Source organism: Cyclobacterium roseum, assembly GCF_010119225.1.
Lineage (GTDB): Bacteria > Bacteroidota > Bacteroidia > Cytophagales > Cyclobacteriaceae > Cyclobacterium > Cyclobacterium roseum.
Genome location: NZ_WNKF01000002.1, coordinates 313051 through 332944, shown reverse-complemented (window position 1 = coordinate 332944; position 19894 = coordinate 313051). Strand labels below are relative to the sequence as shown.

At 45.7% G+C, this 19894-nt stretch carries 17 protein-coding genes; 5 read left to right on the top strand and 12 right to left on the bottom strand.

What is annotated here, in order from left to right:
* Positions 1-15: 15 nt before the first annotated feature.
* The 6 genes from nrfA to GJQ68_RS03965 form a co-directional block, all read right to left on the bottom strand.
* On the bottom strand, positions 16-1509 hold the full coding sequence (gene nrfA, locus GJQ68_RS03990; protein WP_162416012.1) for an ammonia-forming cytochrome c nitrite reductase: 1494 nt from the start codon (positions 1507-1509) through the stop codon (positions 16-18).
* 11 nt (positions 1510-1520) lie between these two features.
* Entirely contained in the window at positions 1521-2153 is a 633-nt protein-coding gene (nrfH, locus tag GJQ68_RS03985; protein WP_162416011.1) for a cytochrome c nitrite reductase small subunit, read from the bottom strand.
* An 870-nt stretch (positions 2154-3023) separates the two neighbouring features.
* Complete coding sequence (chrA, locus tag GJQ68_RS03980) at positions 3024-4232, bottom strand: chromate efflux transporter (RefSeq protein ID WP_162416210.1); 1209 nt, start codon at positions 4230-4232, stop codon at positions 3024-3026.
* A gap of 7 nt (positions 4233-4239) precedes the next feature.
* On the bottom strand, positions 4240-5223 hold the full coding sequence (locus GJQ68_RS03975) for an isopenicillin N synthase family dioxygenase (protein WP_162416010.1): 984 nt from the start codon (positions 5221-5223) through the stop codon (positions 4240-4242).
* Positions 5224-5446: 223 nt separating this feature from the next.
* Positions 5447-6133: a DNA repair protein RecO gene (recO, locus tag GJQ68_RS03970; RefSeq protein WP_162416009.1), complete on the bottom strand. Its 687-nt coding sequence runs from the start codon at positions 6131-6133 to the stop codon at positions 5447-5449.
* 4 nt (positions 6134-6137) lie between these two features.
* Entirely contained in the window at positions 6138-6725 is a 588-nt protein-coding gene (locus tag GJQ68_RS03965) for a thymidine kinase (RefSeq protein ID WP_162416008.1), read from the bottom strand.
* Between the two features lie 211 nt (positions 6726-6936).
* Between GJQ68_RS03965 and GJQ68_RS03960 the strand changes: the two genes are divergently transcribed.
* Together GJQ68_RS03960 and GJQ68_RS03955 are read left to right on the top strand one after the other, a co-directional pair.
* A complete protein-coding gene (locus tag GJQ68_RS03960) occupies positions 6937-7992 on the top strand; it encodes a hypothetical protein (protein WP_162416007.1) in 1056 nt (351 codons plus the stop codon).
* A complete protein-coding gene (locus GJQ68_RS03955; protein ID WP_162416006.1) occupies positions 7992-8681 on the top strand; it encodes a 2'-5' RNA ligase family protein in 690 nt (229 codons plus the stop codon). The genes GJQ68_RS03960 and GJQ68_RS03955 overlap by 1 nt, the downstream gene beginning before the upstream one ends.
* A 10-nt stretch (positions 8682-8691) precedes the next feature.
* Here GJQ68_RS03955 and GJQ68_RS03950 read toward each other — a convergent pair whose 3' ends face one another.
* Positions 8692-10554 carry a hypothetical protein gene (locus GJQ68_RS03950; RefSeq protein ID WP_162416005.1) on the bottom strand — a complete coding sequence of 621 codons (1863 nt, stop codon included), beginning with the start codon at positions 10552-10554 and terminating at the stop codon, positions 8692-8694.
* 4 nt (positions 10555-10558) lie between these two features.
* A complete protein-coding gene (locus GJQ68_RS03945) occupies positions 10559-11656 on the bottom strand; it encodes an acyltransferase family protein (protein WP_162416004.1) in 1098 nt (365 codons plus the stop codon).
* 78 nt (positions 11657-11734) lie between these two features.
* On the opposite strand from GJQ68_RS03945, the gene GJQ68_RS03940 reads away from it, so the two are divergent.
* A complete protein-coding gene (locus tag GJQ68_RS03940; protein ID WP_162416003.1) occupies positions 11735-14359 on the top strand; it encodes a family 20 glycosylhydrolase in 2625 nt (874 codons plus the stop codon).
* Positions 14360-14531: 172 nt separating this feature from the next.
* On the opposite strand, the gene GJQ68_RS03935 is transcribed toward GJQ68_RS03940, so the two are convergent.
* Positions 14532-14951: a hypothetical protein gene (locus tag GJQ68_RS03935; RefSeq protein ID WP_162416002.1), complete on the bottom strand. Its 420-nt coding sequence runs from the start codon at positions 14949-14951 to the stop codon at positions 14532-14534.
* Between the two features lie 320 nt (positions 14952-15271).
* Here GJQ68_RS03935 and GJQ68_RS03930 point away from each other — a divergent pair, with 320 nt between their 5' ends.
* Entirely contained in the window at positions 15272-16684 is a 1413-nt protein-coding gene (locus tag GJQ68_RS03930) for a sigma-54-dependent transcriptional regulator (RefSeq protein WP_162416001.1), read from the top strand.
* Between the two features lie 293 nt (positions 16685-16977).
* On the opposite strand, the gene GJQ68_RS03925 is transcribed toward GJQ68_RS03930, so the two are convergent.
* A complete protein-coding gene (locus GJQ68_RS03925) occupies positions 16978-17205 on the bottom strand; it encodes a hypothetical protein (RefSeq protein WP_162343586.1) in 228 nt (75 codons plus the stop codon).
* 214 nt (positions 17206-17419) lie between these two features.
* Here GJQ68_RS03925 and GJQ68_RS03920 point away from each other — a divergent pair, with 214 nt between their 5' ends.
* A complete protein-coding gene (locus tag GJQ68_RS03920; RefSeq protein ID WP_162416000.1) occupies positions 17420-18049 on the top strand; it encodes a hypothetical protein in 630 nt (209 codons plus the stop codon).
* A gap of 96 nt (positions 18050-18145) precedes the next feature.
* Here GJQ68_RS03920 and GJQ68_RS03915 read toward each other — a convergent pair whose 3' ends face one another.
* Both GJQ68_RS03915 and GJQ68_RS03910 read right to left on the bottom strand, forming a co-directional pair.
* Positions 18146-18610 (bottom strand): hypothetical protein, encoded by a 465-nt coding sequence (locus GJQ68_RS03915; RefSeq protein WP_162415999.1) that lies wholly within the window; start codon positions 18608-18610, stop codon positions 18146-18148.
* Between the two features lie 7 nt (positions 18611-18617).
* Positions 18618-19766, bottom strand: coding sequence for a zinc-dependent alcohol dehydrogenase (locus GJQ68_RS03910; RefSeq protein ID WP_162415998.1), 1149 nt, complete (start codon positions 19764-19766; stop codon positions 18618-18620).
* Between the last annotated feature and the right edge of the window lie 128 nt (positions 19767-19894).

Sequence of the window (19894 nt, the reverse complement as noted above, 5' to 3'; positions counted from 1 at the left end):
AGCAGGAGTAAGCGGTTACTTTCCAATGACAGAGGCGGTTTCCATTTGGGATTCCCTGTTTTTTCCCTCTTTCAGCCATTCGGGGACTACTTCTTCTAAAAATTCCTCTTTGGCGGCTTTTTCAGCTTCTATATCCAGACCGATATACGCTTGCAAGGCAGACTTATCGGTAAAGTCCGGCATTTCCACCGGTTCAGGATGTCCCAACGCTGCCAATAAGCGAGTAAGGGAAATACGGGTTTCCTGAATGATACCCGTTGCCGAAGTGACGATGCGGCTGGTTTCGAGTGGGGCATGAAAAGCCGCCCCATGGGAAGCGACGGAATAATCCCACCGCCATTGGGCGTGGCGAATGCCGACAAGGATTTCTTCCATGTCCTGCTCCGTAGCCCCGAGCTCCCATGCTTTTGCAGCTTCTATATGGGCTTTGGCAAGCTGTCTTTGTAGGTAGGAGGTACCTTCTTTTATTTTTCGCTGTCTTTCGTACACGTCGGTGACCAGGTCGCTTATTTTCTCCCGGTGGCAAACGAAACAACTGTTTTCCACATTGCTTAAGGGAGAACCGATATGGTGATCCGTGAATTTTTGACCTCCCTCGGATTTGTAGGGCATGTGGCAATCGGCACAGGAAACGCCTCTTTTGGCATGCACACCTAAGGAATAGATTTCATAGTCGGGGTGCTGCGCTTTTAGCATTCGCGCCTTACTAAGTGGATGTACCCAATCTGCAAAATCGATGGCATCGTAATATTGGGTTACTGCTTCCACGTCCATTCCCTCTTTCCAGGGGAAGGTAAGGTATTGGGCCTGTGGAGCATCCTCTTTGTCTTTATCAAAATAATACTCCACATGACACTGCGCACAGACCAGGGAACGCATTTCCTGGTGGGATGCCTGGTTGATGTCTTTTCCCATGGCTTCATAGGCTTCGATCAGGGCAGGCCGGGTAATGGTCAGGTTCATGGTTTCGGGATTATGGCAATCGGCACAACCAATGGGGTTGATTACTTCCGAACCTAAGTCAGAAAATTTTTGGCTGTAGTATTCCGAAACCCCCATTTCTTTCATCAGCCGTGGCACATCCGGACTTTTACAAGTCCAACAGGTGCTCGGCATGGGACCTTCCCCTGCCTCCATGGGTGCTCCGGTACGCAAGGTTTCCCGGATATCCTCTACTGCGTAGGAATGGCCTCGGGGATGGCTGTAGTCTTTGCTGAAACCATATCCTGCCCAAAGAATCACCATTTCAGGGTTATCTTCCAACACGTCCCTGGACCCGCTGGTGTTGTAAAGGCTGCTGAAAGTAGTGTCGGCAGTTTTTTGATACGACTGGTATTGCCGGGGATAATTCAGGCCCCAAACCGAATCCCGGGGCTCTATTCCTTCCAGCTGTACGGTGGGTTGGTAAGCAAATCGCGCTTCTGTTTTTCGGTCCATTATGGTGTATCCCAACATGGCCAAAAGAAATACTACTACAACTGTGATTCCGAAAAGTATCCAATTCTTCATGATAGGTAGGGTTATGGGTCGTTTTTATTCATAATGGTTTCCAGCCAGGGCGGGACAATGGAAAGATCTTCCGGTGCATGGGCACGAATAGGTTCAATCTGGTGACCGGTGGCAGAAAGGCTCTTTACTCTTCCATGAGGAACTTCCCGATGGCATTCCCAGCAGGTCCGATCAGTACGATTTTCAAAATGGTCGGCTGTAAAGCCCAGCATCCGGGCATCAGTCACCTGGCTTTCGTGGCATCGGATGCAATTGTTCTGAATGACTTCAATGGAGGGTCCCAAAGCTTTAATAACCTCCGGTTCCGCCCGCGCAGTAAAAACGGAGGCATGGTACAATCCATCTTTCGCTTTGAAGAAGTATTTGTTTAGTACATTATTATGGGGCACATGGCAGTCGTTGCAATGAGCCACTTCCCGGTGGGAGCTATGGTTCCAGGTAATGTATTGGGGAGTCATGATATGGCAATTGACACAAGCCTGCGGATCGTCTGAAAGATAAGAGGCTGCATTACTGAGGCGTAATAAGTACAAACCCAAACCAAAAATGACTGCGACCAGTACAGTGGCAGCAGGCCGCCACTTGTGGGGCGGAACCAGACTGTACCGAAAAAGAAATCTTTTTAGTTTTGACCCTGGTCTCATAGTCCAAAATTGCTGAGATTTTGTAAGGTAAAAAGCCTTTTCTTTTGAAAATTACGGCTTTTGTTTCAATTTATTCCACACATATTCACAACGCTTAAGTTAAACAATTGAGGAGTAGAATCAAATTTTCACATCTCTTAAATTGTGACTCCTTTTTCCCTCATTCGCAGGTCATCAAGACGAATCATTTATAATACACTGTAAAACAAGGTGTTGTGACTATTATTACTCTCAGACGGGACCAATCAAGGCCTTAACCACTTTTCCGTTCGAAAAATTTATATTGGTTTTTATTGGCGTATGTTAAATTTTTATTATGTTTAAGAGAATTTGAACGTTTGGAAATGATCATTTTGACAAATTTCCGAAACATTATAGCTATTAGTCAGTTCAAAATAAACCCAACCGGAAGGATCTTAACAGGATCCTTCTTTTTTTTGGTTTAAAATCAAACCATCTTTTTAATAAAAAACATGAAATGAATGAAAACAGGTTTAAAAATTAACCATTAAATCAGTTTTAATATTTATTGCGTTAGAAATGACCTATCCGGTAGCGGTTAATGGTTGTTTTTACCGGTTTTTAGGAGATCCGGGGCTTATAATCAGGCATGATATTGGAAAACCACGCGTTGCATCTGTTTATACGTTATCAGGGGGCACGATTTGTCCCCCAGGGAAGATCGGGATAGCATCCCTACCCTAAATCTAGTGAGTCTCGCAGGTTTTCCCTGACAGCTATCCGGACACTCCCTGTGACGCATCTGTCATTTCCGTCAGCAAGGCAGGTTCGATTGCATTAATTAAACTGTTGGCATGTCAATAGTGCCTTTTTAACAATGGATGCTACATTGACCTAAAAAAAAAGGGATTAGCCAAATGCTTTTAGGATCCATTGGTAAGAAATGCCTGCGGCCAAGCCCATCAGGATGATCAGTGGGGAAGGGATCTTTGTAAATTGTAGCAGGGCATAAGTGCCAATGATGGCCATGATATTAAACAGGTTGTTTTCCAAGGGCTCGAACAGTAAATAGGCCGCTGCAATCAACATGCCGCAACTAACCGCATTAATCCCTTCCAGGGCAGCACGCACCGGCCGGTATTTTTTTAGTTCGTCCCAGAAGCGGATAACGAAAAAAATCAAAAAGGTACCGGGCAGAAAGATGCCTGCCGCTGCGATAAGTCCTCCGGTCACCAAACCAGTAACTCCCCATTCCCGCATGGACAATGCACCGATATAGGAACTGATGCTGAAAGTAGGGCCGGGAATGCTTTGGGAAATCGCATACCCGGTGAGAAACTCTTCCGAACTCAGGTAATTTTTGAATTCCACAAATTCGGTATAGAGATAAGGAACCAGCACCTGTCCCCCGCCAAAAATAAGGCTGCCATTTCGGTAAAAGTTTTCGAATAGCCGGACGGGCAACAGACGGGTATAATGGCCCAGGACGGCTGCTACGACCAGAACGGCTGCCCAGAGTACAAAATTGCGCCAGGAAATCTTGATCTTGGATTTTTCTTCGATTACCGGCTGTTTGTTATAATTATGCGTGGTAATCAGGCCTCCAATGAATAGCATGATGGGAAAAATAAAGGGAGAATTATAAAAAAAGGCCACGAAAGCAGCGATCATCATTAGGATGGCAGCCTCTACGGTGTGAATCATTTTTTTTATGGTGATCTGTGCAGCATACAGAATAAACCCAATGGCCATGGGCTGGATAAATTTGGCAAAACCCAGCGCTCCCTCTGTGTTAGCTTGTAAATAGTCTATCAGGAAGGCGGTGCCGATCATCAGCGTGGTAGCTGGAAATATCCATACCAACAGCGATAGGTATGCCAGCTTAGGGCCGCCTATTCTAAATCCTATGGCAGAAATCGTTTGGGTCGAGGTAGGACCCGGCAAAACCAGGCAGAGGGCATTTAATTCAATCAGGTCTTTTTCGGACAGGTAACCTCTTTTTCGGACCATGATGTCAATGACCATGGCCAGAAAAACCTGAGGCCCCCCAAAGGCCGTTAAGGAAAGTACCAGCACATCCTTTAAGTAAATGTAAAACCGTACTTTCCTAATGGTCATCATCCGACTACTTTTTTTTCAGACCCAATTCCTTTAGTCTTTCTTCCAGAAACTCACCGGCGGTACAATCCTCAAATGCTTTCGGATGGTCCTGATCCACACAGTCTTCGAGGCAGCTAAGATTCATTCCTGAACGGGGATGGAGGAAAAAAGGAATGGAATACCGGCTGCTGTTCATTTTTTCCCGTGGTGGATTCACCACCCGGTGGATGGTGGATTTTAGTTTTTTATTGGTCAGCCTTTCCAGCATATCGCCCACATTTACCACCAATTGTTCCGGTAAGGCGGTAATGGGAATCCACTTTCCATCTCTCCGTAAAACCTCCAATCCGTCGGCACTTGCACCCATAAGCAAGGTGATGAGATTAATATCACCGTGTTCTGCTGCCCGTACGGCATCTGTAGGCACTTCTTCGGGGTTTGAAATCGGGAAGTAATGAATGGAGCGCAAAATGGAATTACCGTGGAGTATCTTATCATCAAAGTAGGATTCTTTCAATCCAAGACTGATAGCGATGGCCCTTAGCATTTGTTTCCCGGCTTCTTCTATTGTTTGAAACACTTTTAATGAAACGGCTTTGAAATGGGAAACTTCCTTCGGCCAGACGTTGGCCGGATAATCTGCTTTTACCGCATCATCATTCGAAATCCAATCCAATTCCTGGCCGACATGGTAAAATTCCTTTAAGTCTCCGGTATTCCTACCTTTGGCGTGCTCCTTTCCCTTACCCGTATACCCACGTTGATAGCCAATTTCCGGCTTTTCATAGGCTGCTTTTACCTCATCAGGCAATGAAAAAAAAGACTGAATGGCTTCGTAAAGCTCATCCTGAAGGGATTGGTCCAAGCCATGATTTTTTATCGCCACAAAGCCTATGTTTTGGTAGGCATCACTCAGATTTTTTACAAAAGCGGCTTTTTTTTCGGGATTCCCCGAAGTAAAATCTGCCAGATCCAGGGATGGGACTTCATTGAATAATATCTCGCTCATTCATTATTAAGTTTGCTGCAAGGTAATTTTTTTTGGGGTAAAATTAAATACCTTTCCTTGCTTTTACCGTCGTTTTTATGAAGGTTGAACCCCGGGTTTAGGGTGCTTGTTTTTGCTGAGGTCTGTTGACTCCTCAGACCAGTAAATGGACCTCCTAACGGGAAGGCACTTTGGAGCACTTTCCGCCGGTTTCCTAAAGGATCCAAATGGAATAGAAAGGCGGCTATTTGACCAGTGTTCGCAGCACGGTAAGGGATTTAATGTCTCCGAACCCGTCGATGTGGATTTTATAGAATAGAATCCAATCATCTATCAGTGTTCTTTTCAGACGTACCGGCAAGGCGGGAAGCAGGGTTTCCTGCTGCTCCAACAACTGATCCAGGTAGCTGATTTTATCCTCCACTGTACTTCCGGTTTGTTGCACAGGCAGCTGAAGGTAAAACTCCCTCGCATCATCCGGCTCAAATCCCAGATACCGGGAGGTACGAATCAGGAAAAGGAGAATAAACAGTCCGGGTTGGAATTCGGGGCTGTCAAGTGTTAGGATAAGCCGGAAAAGGTAGTCAAACAGGACTTCGTTTTGGTAATTATCCACCACCACTTTACCCAGGATTTCCCCCATAAACATGCTGATACCCGAACGGTAAAAATCAAAGGGGATGCGCTGAAAAGCCATGGCCAGTTTGGCCTCTGAAATCCGGTTCAGGTTCGCATTTTCCTTGTCATATACCACCAGTTCCAGTAGGGTAAGGGGTTGGAAATGGGCCATCTTGGTTTTAGACTTCTGGCTCCTGACACCGTTTACCAGATAAGTCTTCAAGCCCAAATCCCGGGTAAAAATCCGTACGATGATAGAGGTTTCCCTGTATTTGATGTAGTTAATGACGATTCCCCTGGTTTTTCGTAACATGGTATTAGGATTCCTTGCCCTGGTAAAAACACCTGCGACACCGCGCTTCATAACTTCCTTTTTCCCCCAGCATCACTTTGGATTTCTCGGCAGATAGACGGTAACTGAAGGCTGCCAAATCACCGCATTTCATGCAGATGGCATGCACCTTGGTTACATACTCCGCAATGGCCATTAATTGCGGCATGGGTTCAAAGGGCTTCCCTTCAAAATCCATATCCAATCCCGCCAGGATTACCCGCACTCCGGATCGGGCCAGCTGTTCGGTCACGGCGATGATTTGGTTGTCAAAAAACTGAACCTCATCGATGCCCACCACATCACAGTTTCCTGCTAGTAAAAGGATGTCATTTGCAAATTGAACCGGGGTGGAACGGATGATGCTCTCGTTGTGGGATACCACATTTTGCTCATGGTACCGCTGGTCCACGGCAGGTTTGAAAATCTCAACCTTCTGCCGCGCGATCAGGGCGCGGTTTAATCTTCGGATTAGCTCTTCGGTTTTGCCAGAAAACATGGATCCACAGATAACTTCTACCTGCCCTTTTCGTGCAGCCTGATCGTGATTTCCTAACGAAGGTTCGATAAACATGGTAATAAAAATAGGATTAACAACAACGACTATCCAATAACAGCACCAAAGGCAGACGGAAAGATAGGGCCTGCATTGGAATCCGCAAAATTACGGGTTTTTATCTGTTTTTTTACACCCTTTCAAATCCCCTGTTAAGCAATGCATCCTTTCTTTAAAGGATAAAATCCCTACCTTTACAAGTACTTTTAACCGAATAATGACGATCCATATGGAAAGACAACGCAGTTTAAATACGGAATACGCTGTCAGGTATTCCAGGGAATTTGCCCAAAACCTATGCAAGGAATTTTTTGAATCAACGGAGACCATTAGCGGAGAGGAAATCGCTACCCTTACCCCCTGCCGACAGCTTAACCTGATGGTAATCAAATCCCTTTTTGAAAGTTGGCAGGAGCAGATGGAGCGGTTTTCCCGAAGTCCCTTTTTTGATTTTCAAGATAGAAAAGTAGTAAGTGCCTTGGAGGATTTTATGAACGTGCTTTCCAGAGCGATAAAAATCCGGCAGGAAGATTTCGAACCGCTATTGGAACGTTCCCTGGAAAAAGTGCTGAAGCTCGCAGTGGAACCAATGCCCTTTATGGAAGAGGAATTGGAAGGCCAAAGTAAAAAATCAAGCCCCGATTTCAAAGGTCTGCGAAAATACCTGAAGTGGCATGCTACTTCCTGGCAACCGGCGGTGGAGGTTCTGATTGAATCTCCGGAAAGCCCCGCATGGAGAGAAAAACTACATCAGGGATTTGATGACCATTTTTCTGAGGATGCGTCTCCGGAAGCATTACTTGAGCAGATCCACGCTATTTTGCCCATAGACATGGGCCAACTGATCATTTGGGAAGCCGGGCCTGAAGGAACTACCACTCGGGTTTCCCAGGAACCTGTAGAAGACGATTTGGATGTGGCACCGCTACCGGATGAAGCGTCCGGGGAAGCTTTCCCGGATGAGGGTGCATTGAGCATTGATCCGGCATTGGCCTGGGCCCGATTTGAATCGGAAGAACATGCCTATATGAAAGGTAGTATTGAGCACATTAGAGATGGAATGGGCATCAACCAACGAATCATGTTTACCAAGCGGCTTTTTCAGGGAAATCCGGACCTAATGGACCAGGCGCTGGAAGAGTTGGACCGTACAGACAGCTTTTTTGATGCGGTAAGCCTCATGAACAGCAGCTTTGTTAACACCCTTAAATGGGACGTGCAGTCGGATGAAGTACAGGAATTGTTGCAATTGGTCTTTCGGAAATTTGATGAAGCAAGCGATTGATGGACCTGCAAGGGCATTATCACAGGTTGCATGCCGAAGCAATGGCCAACGTGGCGACCGAGGGATTTTCGTATGATCCCGAAATAACAAACCCCTCCGATTCTAGGAGAGGATTGACGCTTTTACTTAGGCCGGGCGCGGAACTGCTGGCTGCTTTTTCGGATTTTATTGAAGCTGTTTATCGGGTGGCACCAGGGCAGTATTATTATCCGGCTTCCGACATACATGTCACCCTAATGCCTGTGATTTCCTGTTATCCGGGATTTCGCCTCCAGGACCTGGAACTTCCTTCGTATTTAGAATTAATTCAACAAGCCATGGCAGGCATCAAGCCGATACCGCTGAGGTTTGCCGGGGTGTTTGCCTCGCCATCCTGTTTGATGATTAAAGGCTTTCCGCAGGATGGGGAACTTGAAAAAGGCAGAAATAACCTGCGAGCACGCTTTGCAACTTCTACCTTGGAGCAGTCGCTGGATAAACGGTACCGGCTGGTCTCCGCTCATTGCACCGTGATCCGTTTTCAAAAACCGGTGCAACAGCCTGAAAAGGTGGTGGATTTACTGGACACATTTCAGGACCGATTTTTTGGAGCGCAGCGTTTTGATCAGGTAGAATTGGTTTTTAACGATTGGTATCAGCGAAAGCAAAAGGTACAAATCCTGGAGACTTTTCCTTTGAGAGGCAAGTAGTGAATCCAAATCAATCCGTAATGGTAACATTATCTATTAGGAAACGGGCCAGAGGTACTTTCTCATCGGCTCCCGGCAAAGGAGGAACCGGATCCTCATTGGGCGTTTTCCTTCCAGGTAAGTCCCGATACGGTCCTGTGCGGAACGAAAGCCTTTCGATCGATTTTACCGCCACGGTCAGCGGGATGTGATCCGCTATCTTTTTCCCATTCCAGCTGAGGGAATAATAGCCATAGGGCGTTGCCATCACCTGCAGGGAGAGCTTCTGCCATTCCCCCGGTTCAACTTTGCCGAGCGATACCTTTTCATGCCCGGCCCAATAGCTGAGATTCCTCTCTTCGTCCAGTAGGATGCGTATAGGGCGATTGCCATACCGGTCGGTGACATCCATTTCAAGCTGCCCGTTTCCGGTGGATGCCGTCGTAAATTCCCACTCCAGTCGAACTTCCTGTCCTTCTTCAAAAACCCGGATGGCACGGGCATAATCGTAGGGGTCTTCATCCTTTAGCTCCAGCACCCTCCCTTCTCCAAAAGGCGATGGGATCACATTTACCGGTGCCCAAAGGGGGGCATAAATATTCCAATCCGGGATGGCTCCGTAGGGAGTCAACCCGTCAAAATCATCCGAAACGGGTCCGGTCACTGCATGTCGGATGGGAGTCGGCACCCGGCTGACCCACATATCTTCCTTATTCATGCTATAGGTGAGCCACATATCTTCACCGGGAGGATTTCCATTGCCTTCTACAATGCCCCTCACGTAGCAAGGGCCAAAATCTTTCCAGCGCCCATAGAATCTTCGGGGAGGGACCTCTCCCTGTACCAGTACCATGTCATCAAAAATAATTCCATCGTCCGAATGGATGGTAATTAATGGATACCGGTATTCGTCGATGTCAATCGGATTATAGACCAGGGCATACCGTTCGTCACTTGTTTGCTGAGCCCAAACCTTTCCTCCGGCCATGGTAAGTGAAGGGGCTTTGACAGAAGGGGAGAAGGTTTCCCCCCCATCACTGGAAATCGCTGTCATGGATCGTTTCCAGAAGCCAATGGTTTTTCCGTCCTTCCGGTTATAATAAGAGAAGGCCGAACCGCCCCGATCACCAGTATAGAATCCGTCCAGTCCATTATCTTCGTCCCGCCACTGCAGGGACACCAGGGTATGGTTCAGAAGTTCCTCACAAGCGGCTACGAAAGCAGGGTCCGTTGATTTTTGGTAAAAGGGAAAGCCCGTATTGTGCTCGTTCCATTCGGTATGGCTGCTATACCGGATAAAATAGATCGGCCCAAAGGATCCGTCCTCGTTAATTTCACGTACCACCCTCCCAATACCGCCTGCTTCGAAGGGGTTTTCCGAATGCCCGTAAAACGCCAGGGTGAGCAGTTTACCATTGCTGCTCACAAAGAATCCCATCCGCTGGTGCATCATGTAGCCGTCATAACCTTCGGGTATGCGTACACCTTCCGGTGCTGGATAAGGAGGAAAAAGAACCTCCGGGTCGGTCCATGCCCTTCCATCCTTTGAGCGAATCAATAGCGTTTGTCCGGGCGCAATGTGTTCATCTACAGGATTGCTTAAGTACTGTTGGTAAAAGGAGCCCTTCCAATAGGCAAGGTTGGAAGCGTGGCTGTAGGTCCAGTCGAATCCACCGGCCAGTCCGGGTTGGGTTCGGTTAACTCGCAGTGTCTGCCTGCTTTCTACCCCCACCGCGTACCTGAGCCGGCCCTCATGTACATCCGGGTCAATGCTGTTTCCTCCTATGTAACGGACAGGCTCATGAATACTTCCCGTTTGGGCCATGGATAGGGGAAGGTGGCTAAAATACCCTATAAATACTAAAAGGCAAAGAAGAGGAAGGCAAGGCTTCATACGCTTATAATTTGATAAATATTTTTCGTCGGTAAAGGAAATATGCCGGGATAAAATTGATGGCTACGAAGAGTAGTGCATACAGCATGCTGGCAAACTTCAGGGAAAGCCCCATGCCCGTGAAGGCATTCAGAAAATGAACGTTTAGTGATTGCCCCCCCATTTCCAGCCCGTAGAATAATAGTGATAGCACATCGGCCAGCACGTAAACGGTAATGGCATTGGCACCAAAAATAATCCCCACGCTGGTTCCTTTTTGTTTTCCTAAAATGTCTACCAGGAAATAGCAGGCCCCAAGGGCTATAAATGCGGCACCACCGGTCACCAAGGTAAAGGAGCTGGTCCAGAGGTGTTTGTTGATGGGGAATACCTGCGCCCACAATAGTCCCAACAATACCAACGGCACACCCAAAGCCATCAAATAGTTCGCTTTCAGGTGTTGGTTTTTATTTGAGAGCAGTATCTGGCCAGCCAGCATGCCTAAGATTCCGGTCACAATCGCCGGGAGGGTGCTGAAAAGTCCTTCAGGATCCCAGGAGCCTTCCCACATTTTGCCCGGGAGTAGGATTCGGTCTATCCATGCAGCCAGGTTTCTTCCGGGTTCGAGCATGACCACCCCTTCATCGGGAGTTGGGATCAGCGTCATGGCAAGCCAGTAAACCAGCAGGATGCCGCCGGCCAGGAAGGCTTGCTTTTTCCAGTCGCTGTTTAGGAAAAGGAAGGCGCAGGCAAGGAAGACAACAGCGATGCGTTGAAGCACCCCGGCGATGCGCATGTCGGAAAAGTCAAAATTAGGGATGAGGTTTAAAAAAACACCAACGATGAAAATTTTAAAGGAGCGGATCAGTATTTTTTTGTACATTTCTGGCTTGGGAAAGCCACCTTCCAGCCGCTTGGTGTAAGCAAAGGCAATGGAAACGCCTACGATAAACAAGAAAAAAGGATAAATAAAATCGGTCATGGTAAGGCCATTCCAGGATGCATGCAACAGGGAAGGATACACATGGTCCCAGGTGCCGGGGTAATTGACCAAAATCATGGCGGCTATGGTAAACCCCCTTAAGGCATCCAGGGAGATTAATCGGGTACTCGTTGGCTTCATATAATAAAATTAGCTTCGTTCAATAGTCAATTTAATACCAATGCAGGTAATAATAAGGCTACTTAAATCTGTTGAATTATGAATAAAAGCATTTCTTCCTTACTGCTGCTCAGCATAACCATTTTTTTTATTGCCTGCCAGAAAGAACCTTCCTGGCAGCAAACCGTGGAACAGCTTCATTTGGAATGGGAGTTGGTCAGTAATTTTACGGAGGAAGAAGGTCAATTTGACGCCCGTTTTATAATCGAAAATAGTGGATATCAGCCATTGGAAGATGAAGGCTGGGCCTTGTTTTTCAACATGTCTCCAAGGATGATCGTTAGCAGCACAGAGGCGGATATCACCCATATCAACGGGGACTGGTATCAACTCACACCCCGGGAAGGATTTTACCTGGGCAGTGGGGAGCAAGTAGAAGTGGCTTATACTGGAGTAGAAGGGATCATCAAGGAGACCGATGCCCCCATGGGGCTCTATTTCGTGTTTTATGGAGAAGAGGAAGAGGAGCTGGCTACCATTCCTGTGAGCAACTGGGAAGTTAGGCCCTTCGAAAGGGAGGAACAACTGCTCAGAGGTACCGCTGATGCGGAAAGCCCATACAGCCCGGCCAGCCAATTTGAGGCCAATGAAAAAAGGGAGTCAGTTGCGGCATCGGAACTTTCACCCATTATTCCCTCGCCATTTTTGCTGGAAAAGGGAGAAGGTGTTTTTGAAATTAATTCCGGAATGACCATTGCCTATCAGGAAGGGCTGGAAAAGGAGGCCACTTACCTGAACGAAAAACTGGAAAGCCTGTCTGGAGTAAACCTGGTGGTTGAAGCCGGTCCTGGAGAAGATGCCGAAATGCTGCTTTCCATTGCCGATATTCAAGTAGATGGGAAGCAAAAGGAAGCCTACCAGCTGGAGGTGGGTGAAGAGGGTATAGTTATTACCGGTGGGGATGCGGCTGGCGTTTTTTATGGCGTTCAGAGTTTGTTGGCCTTACTTGATCCCGGGATTTACCTGGATAAGGAGTTGCCATTGGAAGTACCCATTGTTCGCATAGAAGATGCACCCCGATTTGAATTTAGGAGCCTGCACATGGATGTGGCCAGAAATTTTCAAACCAAGGAAACCATTAAAAAAGCCTTGGACATGATGGCCCATTACAAGCTCAATCACTTCCTCTTTTATACTACTGAAGATGAAGGCTGGCGGGTGGAGATTCCAGGACTTCCGGAGTTGACCGAGGTAGGAGGGCAGCGACAGCATGTCAAGGGAATGGATGAGGCCGCGCTGCATCCCGCATATGGCTCCGGACCGAAAGACTATGCCGCTGCGGGTCATGGCAGCGGGTTTTATACACGGGAAGAATTCATCAACCTGCTCGAATATGCCAGGGATCGTCACATTACCATCATCCCGGAGTTGAATTTTCCAGGGCATGCCAGGACTGCCATTAAGTCCATGGAAGCGAGGTATCTGAAATTTATGGAGGAAGGAAATGAATCGGCTGCGGAAGAATACCGGCTGATTGACCCCGAGGACCGGTCGGAATACCTATCTGCTCAGGCCTACAAGGACAACGTGGTCAGTGTGGCCCGTGAATCCACCTACCGGTTTTATGAAAAGGTTGTGGACGAACTGGCTCTCATGTATCAGGAGGCTGGCCTGGAATTGAAAAAAATGCATGCAGGTGGGGATGAAGTTCCTGAAGGCTCCTGGACCCAATCTCCCATGGCCGATTCCCTGTTAAATGAACTGCCGGACATTACGGATCCCAAAAACTTGCAGGCCTATTTTTTCCGGGAACTGTTGAAGCGACTGGAAAAAAGGGACCTGGAAGTACATGTTTGGGAAGAAATGGCTTTGATAAAGGATGAAACGGGAAAATACCGGCCCAATCCGGAATTTGTAGGGAGAAAGGTGGTTCCCTATATATGGAATAACCTGTTTGACTACCCCGATATGGGCTACCAACTGGCAAACCAGGGCTACGAAGTAGTGCTTTGTAATGTATCTAATTTTTACTTTGACCTGGCCTATTCCAACGACCCTACCGAACCGGGTTTGTATTGGGCGGGATTTGTAGATACTAAAAATGCCTGGACCTTTGCTCCTTACGACTGGTTTAAAACCACCTATACGACCAATATGGGAAGGAAATTGGATAGGGAAGTGGAATTTAAGGAAATGGTCCGGATAAATCCGGAGGCAAGAGGAAATATCCTGGGATTGGAAGCGCAGCTTTGGGGAGAGACCGTTAAAGGGGGGGATATGGCAGAATATTACATTTTTCCCAAGCTACTGGGCTTTGCCGAGAGTGCCTGGGCGAAAGAGCGGGAATGGGAGCGGGAAAATGATCTGGAATTAATGGACCGTGAAATTGAAAAAGGCTGGAATCGGTTTTCCAACACCATTGCCCAAAGGGAGTATCCCAAACTGGCCCGCTGGAACGGGGGGTACGTTTACCGAATCGCTCCTCCCGGTGTGAAGGTAGAAAACGGTACCCTTCAGGCCAATGTGAACTTTCCCGGGCTCGAACTTCGCTACACGACAGATGGCAGCGAACCCAGCCCTACCTCCCCGAAGTACGAAATGCCGATACCGTTGGAGGGTGAAGTGAAGGTAAGAGCGTTTGATAAAACAGGAAGGGGAAGTAGAACGGTAACCGTAAACCCCGAGACAGGTATGGTTTCCAATGATAATATCCAGCCGCGCTGAATTACATGACAGCCGGCTGTCGTCCAAGGTGCCGCCAGTTCAGGAGCTTGAGCGAAGTCGCATGCTACAGAATCTGTACCAAAAGCACACTGAAAAGGCTGATAAAAATTAATCATAGAATAAAGGTCCTAACCAGGCATGTCTCCTAAGGCCCTCATCTGATTTTTATTAGTCAATCTGGGGGTAATTCTTCCGCTTTGTTTATATCCTTCCACTGCCATAAATCCTTTTCGACCAACCCTAATAGCAGGCATCTTCTTTCCCTCAATTCATTCAATTTTTTTTGAAAGGCACTGTCAGAAATGGTCAAATCATCCCAAAATACCGGTATCCTTGAATACTCGAACGGAGGAGGTGCCGAGGCTGGGGTTATAAAATTACCTTTCATTTTTAACAAATAATTATCCAGTGATCGCCTTATTGGCACCCAATTGAAATTATCGGTGTTATTATCCATTTGGTAAATTTCCCGAATGGTAAGGGCTTCATCCAGTTTGGCCAAATTTAATGGGGCGGCATATTCCCGTTTGTCTGCGTGAAAATAGTGAAGAACAGGATAGGCCAGGTGCTGCTCGCTTAACTTTAATATCATGGTTTCAAGAGTACTGAATCTGGTAATTCAAATGATAAAATGAGGTGACTACGTTACAGCTAGCTCAGCGGAACTAAGGATTCAAGAACCATTTTTCCTTATCGATTTTTTTTGGAATAGAATGCATCTTCTGATCAATAAAATTCGCTTTGATTTTTCTTATTTATATGATTTTAATTAATTATTATAAATAAATAGTGTATATATGTAACTAAATGAGATTATTTTGTAACATAATGGGGTATTTACTTCACTATCTTTGTTAAGTATTGATTTACCTAATTAGAATTTTAATAGAATACCCTAAATTCCAAAAAGATATGAAAAAGATATTAGTTGTTGATAATCAAATTTCTAATTGTGACCTTTTAAAAAAATTTCTTTCTCGGAATAATTATGAGGTTGAAACCATCACCCAAGGAAATCTTGCCCTGAATATAATTGAAAAGAGTAAGTTTGATATCATCATAAGCGAATACCGTTTGCCCGATTTAGCCGGTGCTGTCTTTTTTGAGAAAGTGTTGAAAATTCACCCGGCCATTGCCATGATCTTTATGAGCCGGGACTTTAATTTGAAAAACGTAGTGGACTTGATCAAGCGCGGGGCCTTCAGTTACCTATCGAAGCCATTAAATCCGGACGAGTTGCTTGAAGCGGTTCGGGATTGTGGTAAGCCGATTGATTCCCGACGGCTGAACATTTCCTCCTCGGTGAAGCAGGCCCAGTTGCCGGAAAATGGCACTCGCAATGAATTTGGCTTTGTAGTGGGTAAAAGCAGCGAAGCCTTAGAGATGGTCAGTCAGATAAAAAGAGTGGGAACTACTAATTTTACTGTTATCATAGAAGGAGAAACCGGTACCGGGAAAGAGGCGGTGGCCAGGCACATTCACAAAATTAGTGACCGGTCCAATAAACCATTCGTAGCCGTTGACTGCGGTAGTCTTTCCAAAGAAATAGCTGGAAGCGAGCTTTTTGGTCATGAAAAGGGAGCCTTCACGGGAGCGGTTTCCAAAAAAACGGGATTGTTTGAACTGGCCAATGGAGGTACGATTTTTCTGGATGAAATCGCTAATCTATCCCTGGAAACGCAAATGGCGTTGCTCAGAGCCCTTCAGGAAAAAGTCATTAGGAAAATCGGCGGAGTCAATGAAGTGCCCATCGATGTGCGTGTGATTGCAGCCACTAACGAAGACTTGAACGCCAAGTCGGCACCCATTTGTTTTCGTGAAGATCTATTTTTTCGATTGAGTGAATTTATCTTAAAAGTTCCGACTCTAAAGGAAAGGATTTCAGATCTTCCCCTGTTTATCGATCATTTTCTCACGGATACAAGCGAGGAATTAGGAATAGAGAAACCACAGCTTTCAGATGAAGTGAATGATATATTTCATAATTACGAATGGCCCGGCAATATCAGAGAGCTAAAAAATGTCATTCGGCGCGCCTGCCTGTTTATCGAAAAAGACAATTTCATCTATAAAGAGGCCCTGCCGCATGGCTTGTTAGCTACGGTTATCACCAGTAAATTGAATGGAAAATCGGAGGTCAACACCGAGGTGCAGTCGGAAAACAGGGAATCGGCAGACCCCGATCTGAAATCGGCTGCCCGAAGGGCCGAATTGACCCGGATTATGGAGGTACTTAAGAAGGTTGATTTTAATAAAACGAAAGCTGCAGAAATATTAAACATTCACCGAAAAACGCTCTATTCCAAATTAAAGGTATTAAGGTAACATCTGAGCGATAACTAAATGTGATCGGTTTTGAAAGGGAAGGATTTGTACCCGAAAATTGGGTGCAAATCCTTTTTTAGTTTTTTTGACCACGAAATGGGGTAGATATACTCCCGATGTCAGCCGTATTTCCATTTGCTCCAAACGAATCTTTTATTTAAATTGATACCTGTTTGTTTGTAATTCGGCGTAGATAAGTAGGGCTAATTGCTGTTTTACTAAAAATACCCAATGATTATCTTGGAATCTAAGTAATCATTGGGTTATGAACAGAGTTCATCATTGTTGTTGGATCAATCTGAGCCCTCCGTCTTGACTATTTTATTGTAAACACCCATCAGAAGAATGGGTGCTGCCCACTGGCCAACAAAAAGTGCCATCTCGTTTTTTTTGACCAATTTAAGGGTTAATGAAAGACCCATGGCAGCTATTGAGGTCCATAAATAGGCATCAGAAGGAACTTCTGCCGTATAATTTTCAATATTTTTTGCAATTTGACCTTCTTTTTTATCCTTGTTCATATTAATAGGGTTTTGGTTAAAATGTGAATGAAAATGGTAGTGCAGTTTATAAAACACGCAAGGTTCCAAACGATATAAGTTCAAAGATCATACCCTAAATAGCCTGGATCTTTTAAATTACTCAAGCGCGGAAATCCATTATTTTATTTTTGGTCTTTCTGCATAATTATTGCTCCTTTATTACCAATAATGGTCGTAAATAATTTTCAAAATCATGGGAGTATACAATTGGGTACAATCCCTTAAAGATAAAATTTTGAAGGAAATCAAGGTGCTGAAAGGAGAGAAAGGAAAAGACAAGGTGTTTTCAAGTAAAAATGAATTTGATACCTTGAAAGAAGCCCGGGAGGCTTTTAGCCGCTCTAAAGATAAATTATTTGAGGTTAATCAGTGGTCTCAAATGCCCGGCATCACCAGCCATTTTGAATTATTTGGCCCGGATGGCACCCGAAAACAAAGCGGAAGGGTTTCCATCGGAGATTATATCCTGATCAGGGTTCCCGGTCCCGTACCTGAAAATTGGGTGGAAGTAATTTCTCTGTTAGATCAGGATGAATTGGCGGAATTTGTGGTCAGCCCCAGTGAAATGCCACAAGAAGGGAGACATAATGAGGAAAAAGTGTCTCATTTTTTCAGGGACAAAGCTACCAGCACCTTCCGCGTTAAGCGTGTGGAAACCTGTCTGATTGCCTATGAAATCGGGAAAAATGAAATTGTCAATAATGAAGGTGAACAAGCTGCAGGCAGAGATTGGATCAACACGCTGATGGCAGGAGGGGGATGGTTGGGATTTCAAAAATTACAATGGAAAAACCTAACAGAATACCTGATACATCTTTCCTAAATTGACAAAAAATAAATAATCTTTTACGGACAAAAAGGATAATAATTTGTTTAATTGACTGTTTTCAAAAATTGAAAGCAAGTTATGCTAACGATCTTATTTCTTACCTGAAAGCATTCTGATCGTTACAAAAGAAACAAGGGAAAGGAGCACTACTTTTTTTATGACGCCCGTTTTGTTATATTTCCAGGAGGCCTTCATTCCTCTTTCTGATAAAATATCAGGAAAGGCCCCTTTTTTAATATCGTCTACAATTCCTTCGATCTCATTTACCCTATCCGCAAAAATTAATGGTAGCCAATGGAGAAATGCTCCTTCTCCATATTCAAAGGCAAATCTACGAATCCTTCCACTTACTCCGGATGGCGGCACCGAATCTCCGAAAACCGCAGATAGGGAAGGCCTTTCCACAGAGGTTAAAACCTCAACCAATTTTGGCTGTTGTTCCGGGGTTTTACCGGTTTGATCTTTCTTATCTAACTTCTTTTTGATGGGATAGGTAGGGTCATTTTTTGCGTCCGCATCGATTCCCCATCCTTTAATATGATCTTTATTTTCCATGGTGCTACTATTTGGCAGAAGGTATTAAAACAGTTTTAATGCAATTGTCTAATTTATCTGAGAAGATGCGATAGGCATCCGCTACTTCCTCCAGGGGTAGGCGATGGGTGATTAATTCTTTGGGATTGATAATGCCATTTTGGACATGCTTTATCAACCTGGTCAGCAGTCGTTTAACAGAGGCTTGATTGGCCCTAACGGTAATACCCTTGTTTACGATGTTGCCTACCGGTACGAAATTGCCCGTAGGCCCGTATACTCCTACTATGGATACGATCCCTCCCTTTTTGACGGAATTAATCGCCCATTCCAATGCCGTGGCGGAACCTGCTTGTAATAGTAACTTTCTGCCTGTGATGGTGTGGAAAGCATCCACAGCTGCTTCTGCACCAACAGCATCTATACAAACGTCAGCGCCCAGATCATCGGTTAGTTTCTTAATTGCCTGCACCGGGTCCTGCATGGACCGGAAATTATACACTTCACAGCTTGCGTAATTCTTCGCAAACTCTAACCTGTATTCAACATAGTCGATGACGATCACCCTGCCCGCTCCGAAAAGCCAGGCACACTTGGCCGCCATGATTCCTATTGGCCCTGCTCCGAAAACCACCACCGTATCGCCCTTTTGAATACCACCCATCTCAGCAGCCTGATAGCCAGTAGGTACCACATCGGTCAATAACACCGCGTCATCCAAATCGATGCCCTTTGGTACTTTGGTAGGCCCTACATCGGCATAGGGAACTCTTACATATTCTGCCTGCCCACCATCATAGCCCCCAGCCATATGCGAATAACCAAAAATGCCCCCTACTGCCGAGGATTGGGGATTGGCTTCCTGGCAGTTGCCATATAGTTCTTGCTTGCAGAATACGCATTCTCCACAGGAAATATTAAAGGGTACAATGACGGTATCACCGATTTTGAGGTTTCGAACCCCGATTCCCAGCTCTTCCACCACGCCGACAAATTCATGTCCGAAAGTCGACCCCACACGCGTGTCAGGAACGCTGCCATTATATAAATGCAAATCCGACCCGCAAATACAAGAACGGACCACCCTGACAATAGCATCCTGGGGATGCAGGATTTCAGGCATCGGCTTCTCTTCAATCCTGACCCTCTTAGGACCCCTATAATTCATCGCTCGCATTTTTCTTTATTTTAGGTTGGCAATAAAGATTATCGAAACACGATAATTGTTCCAAACCAATTTGCTATTTTGTTATACTGTCCCGGCGTTTCAATCAGCATGTCTTTTTTGGGAGGCTTTTACCAACT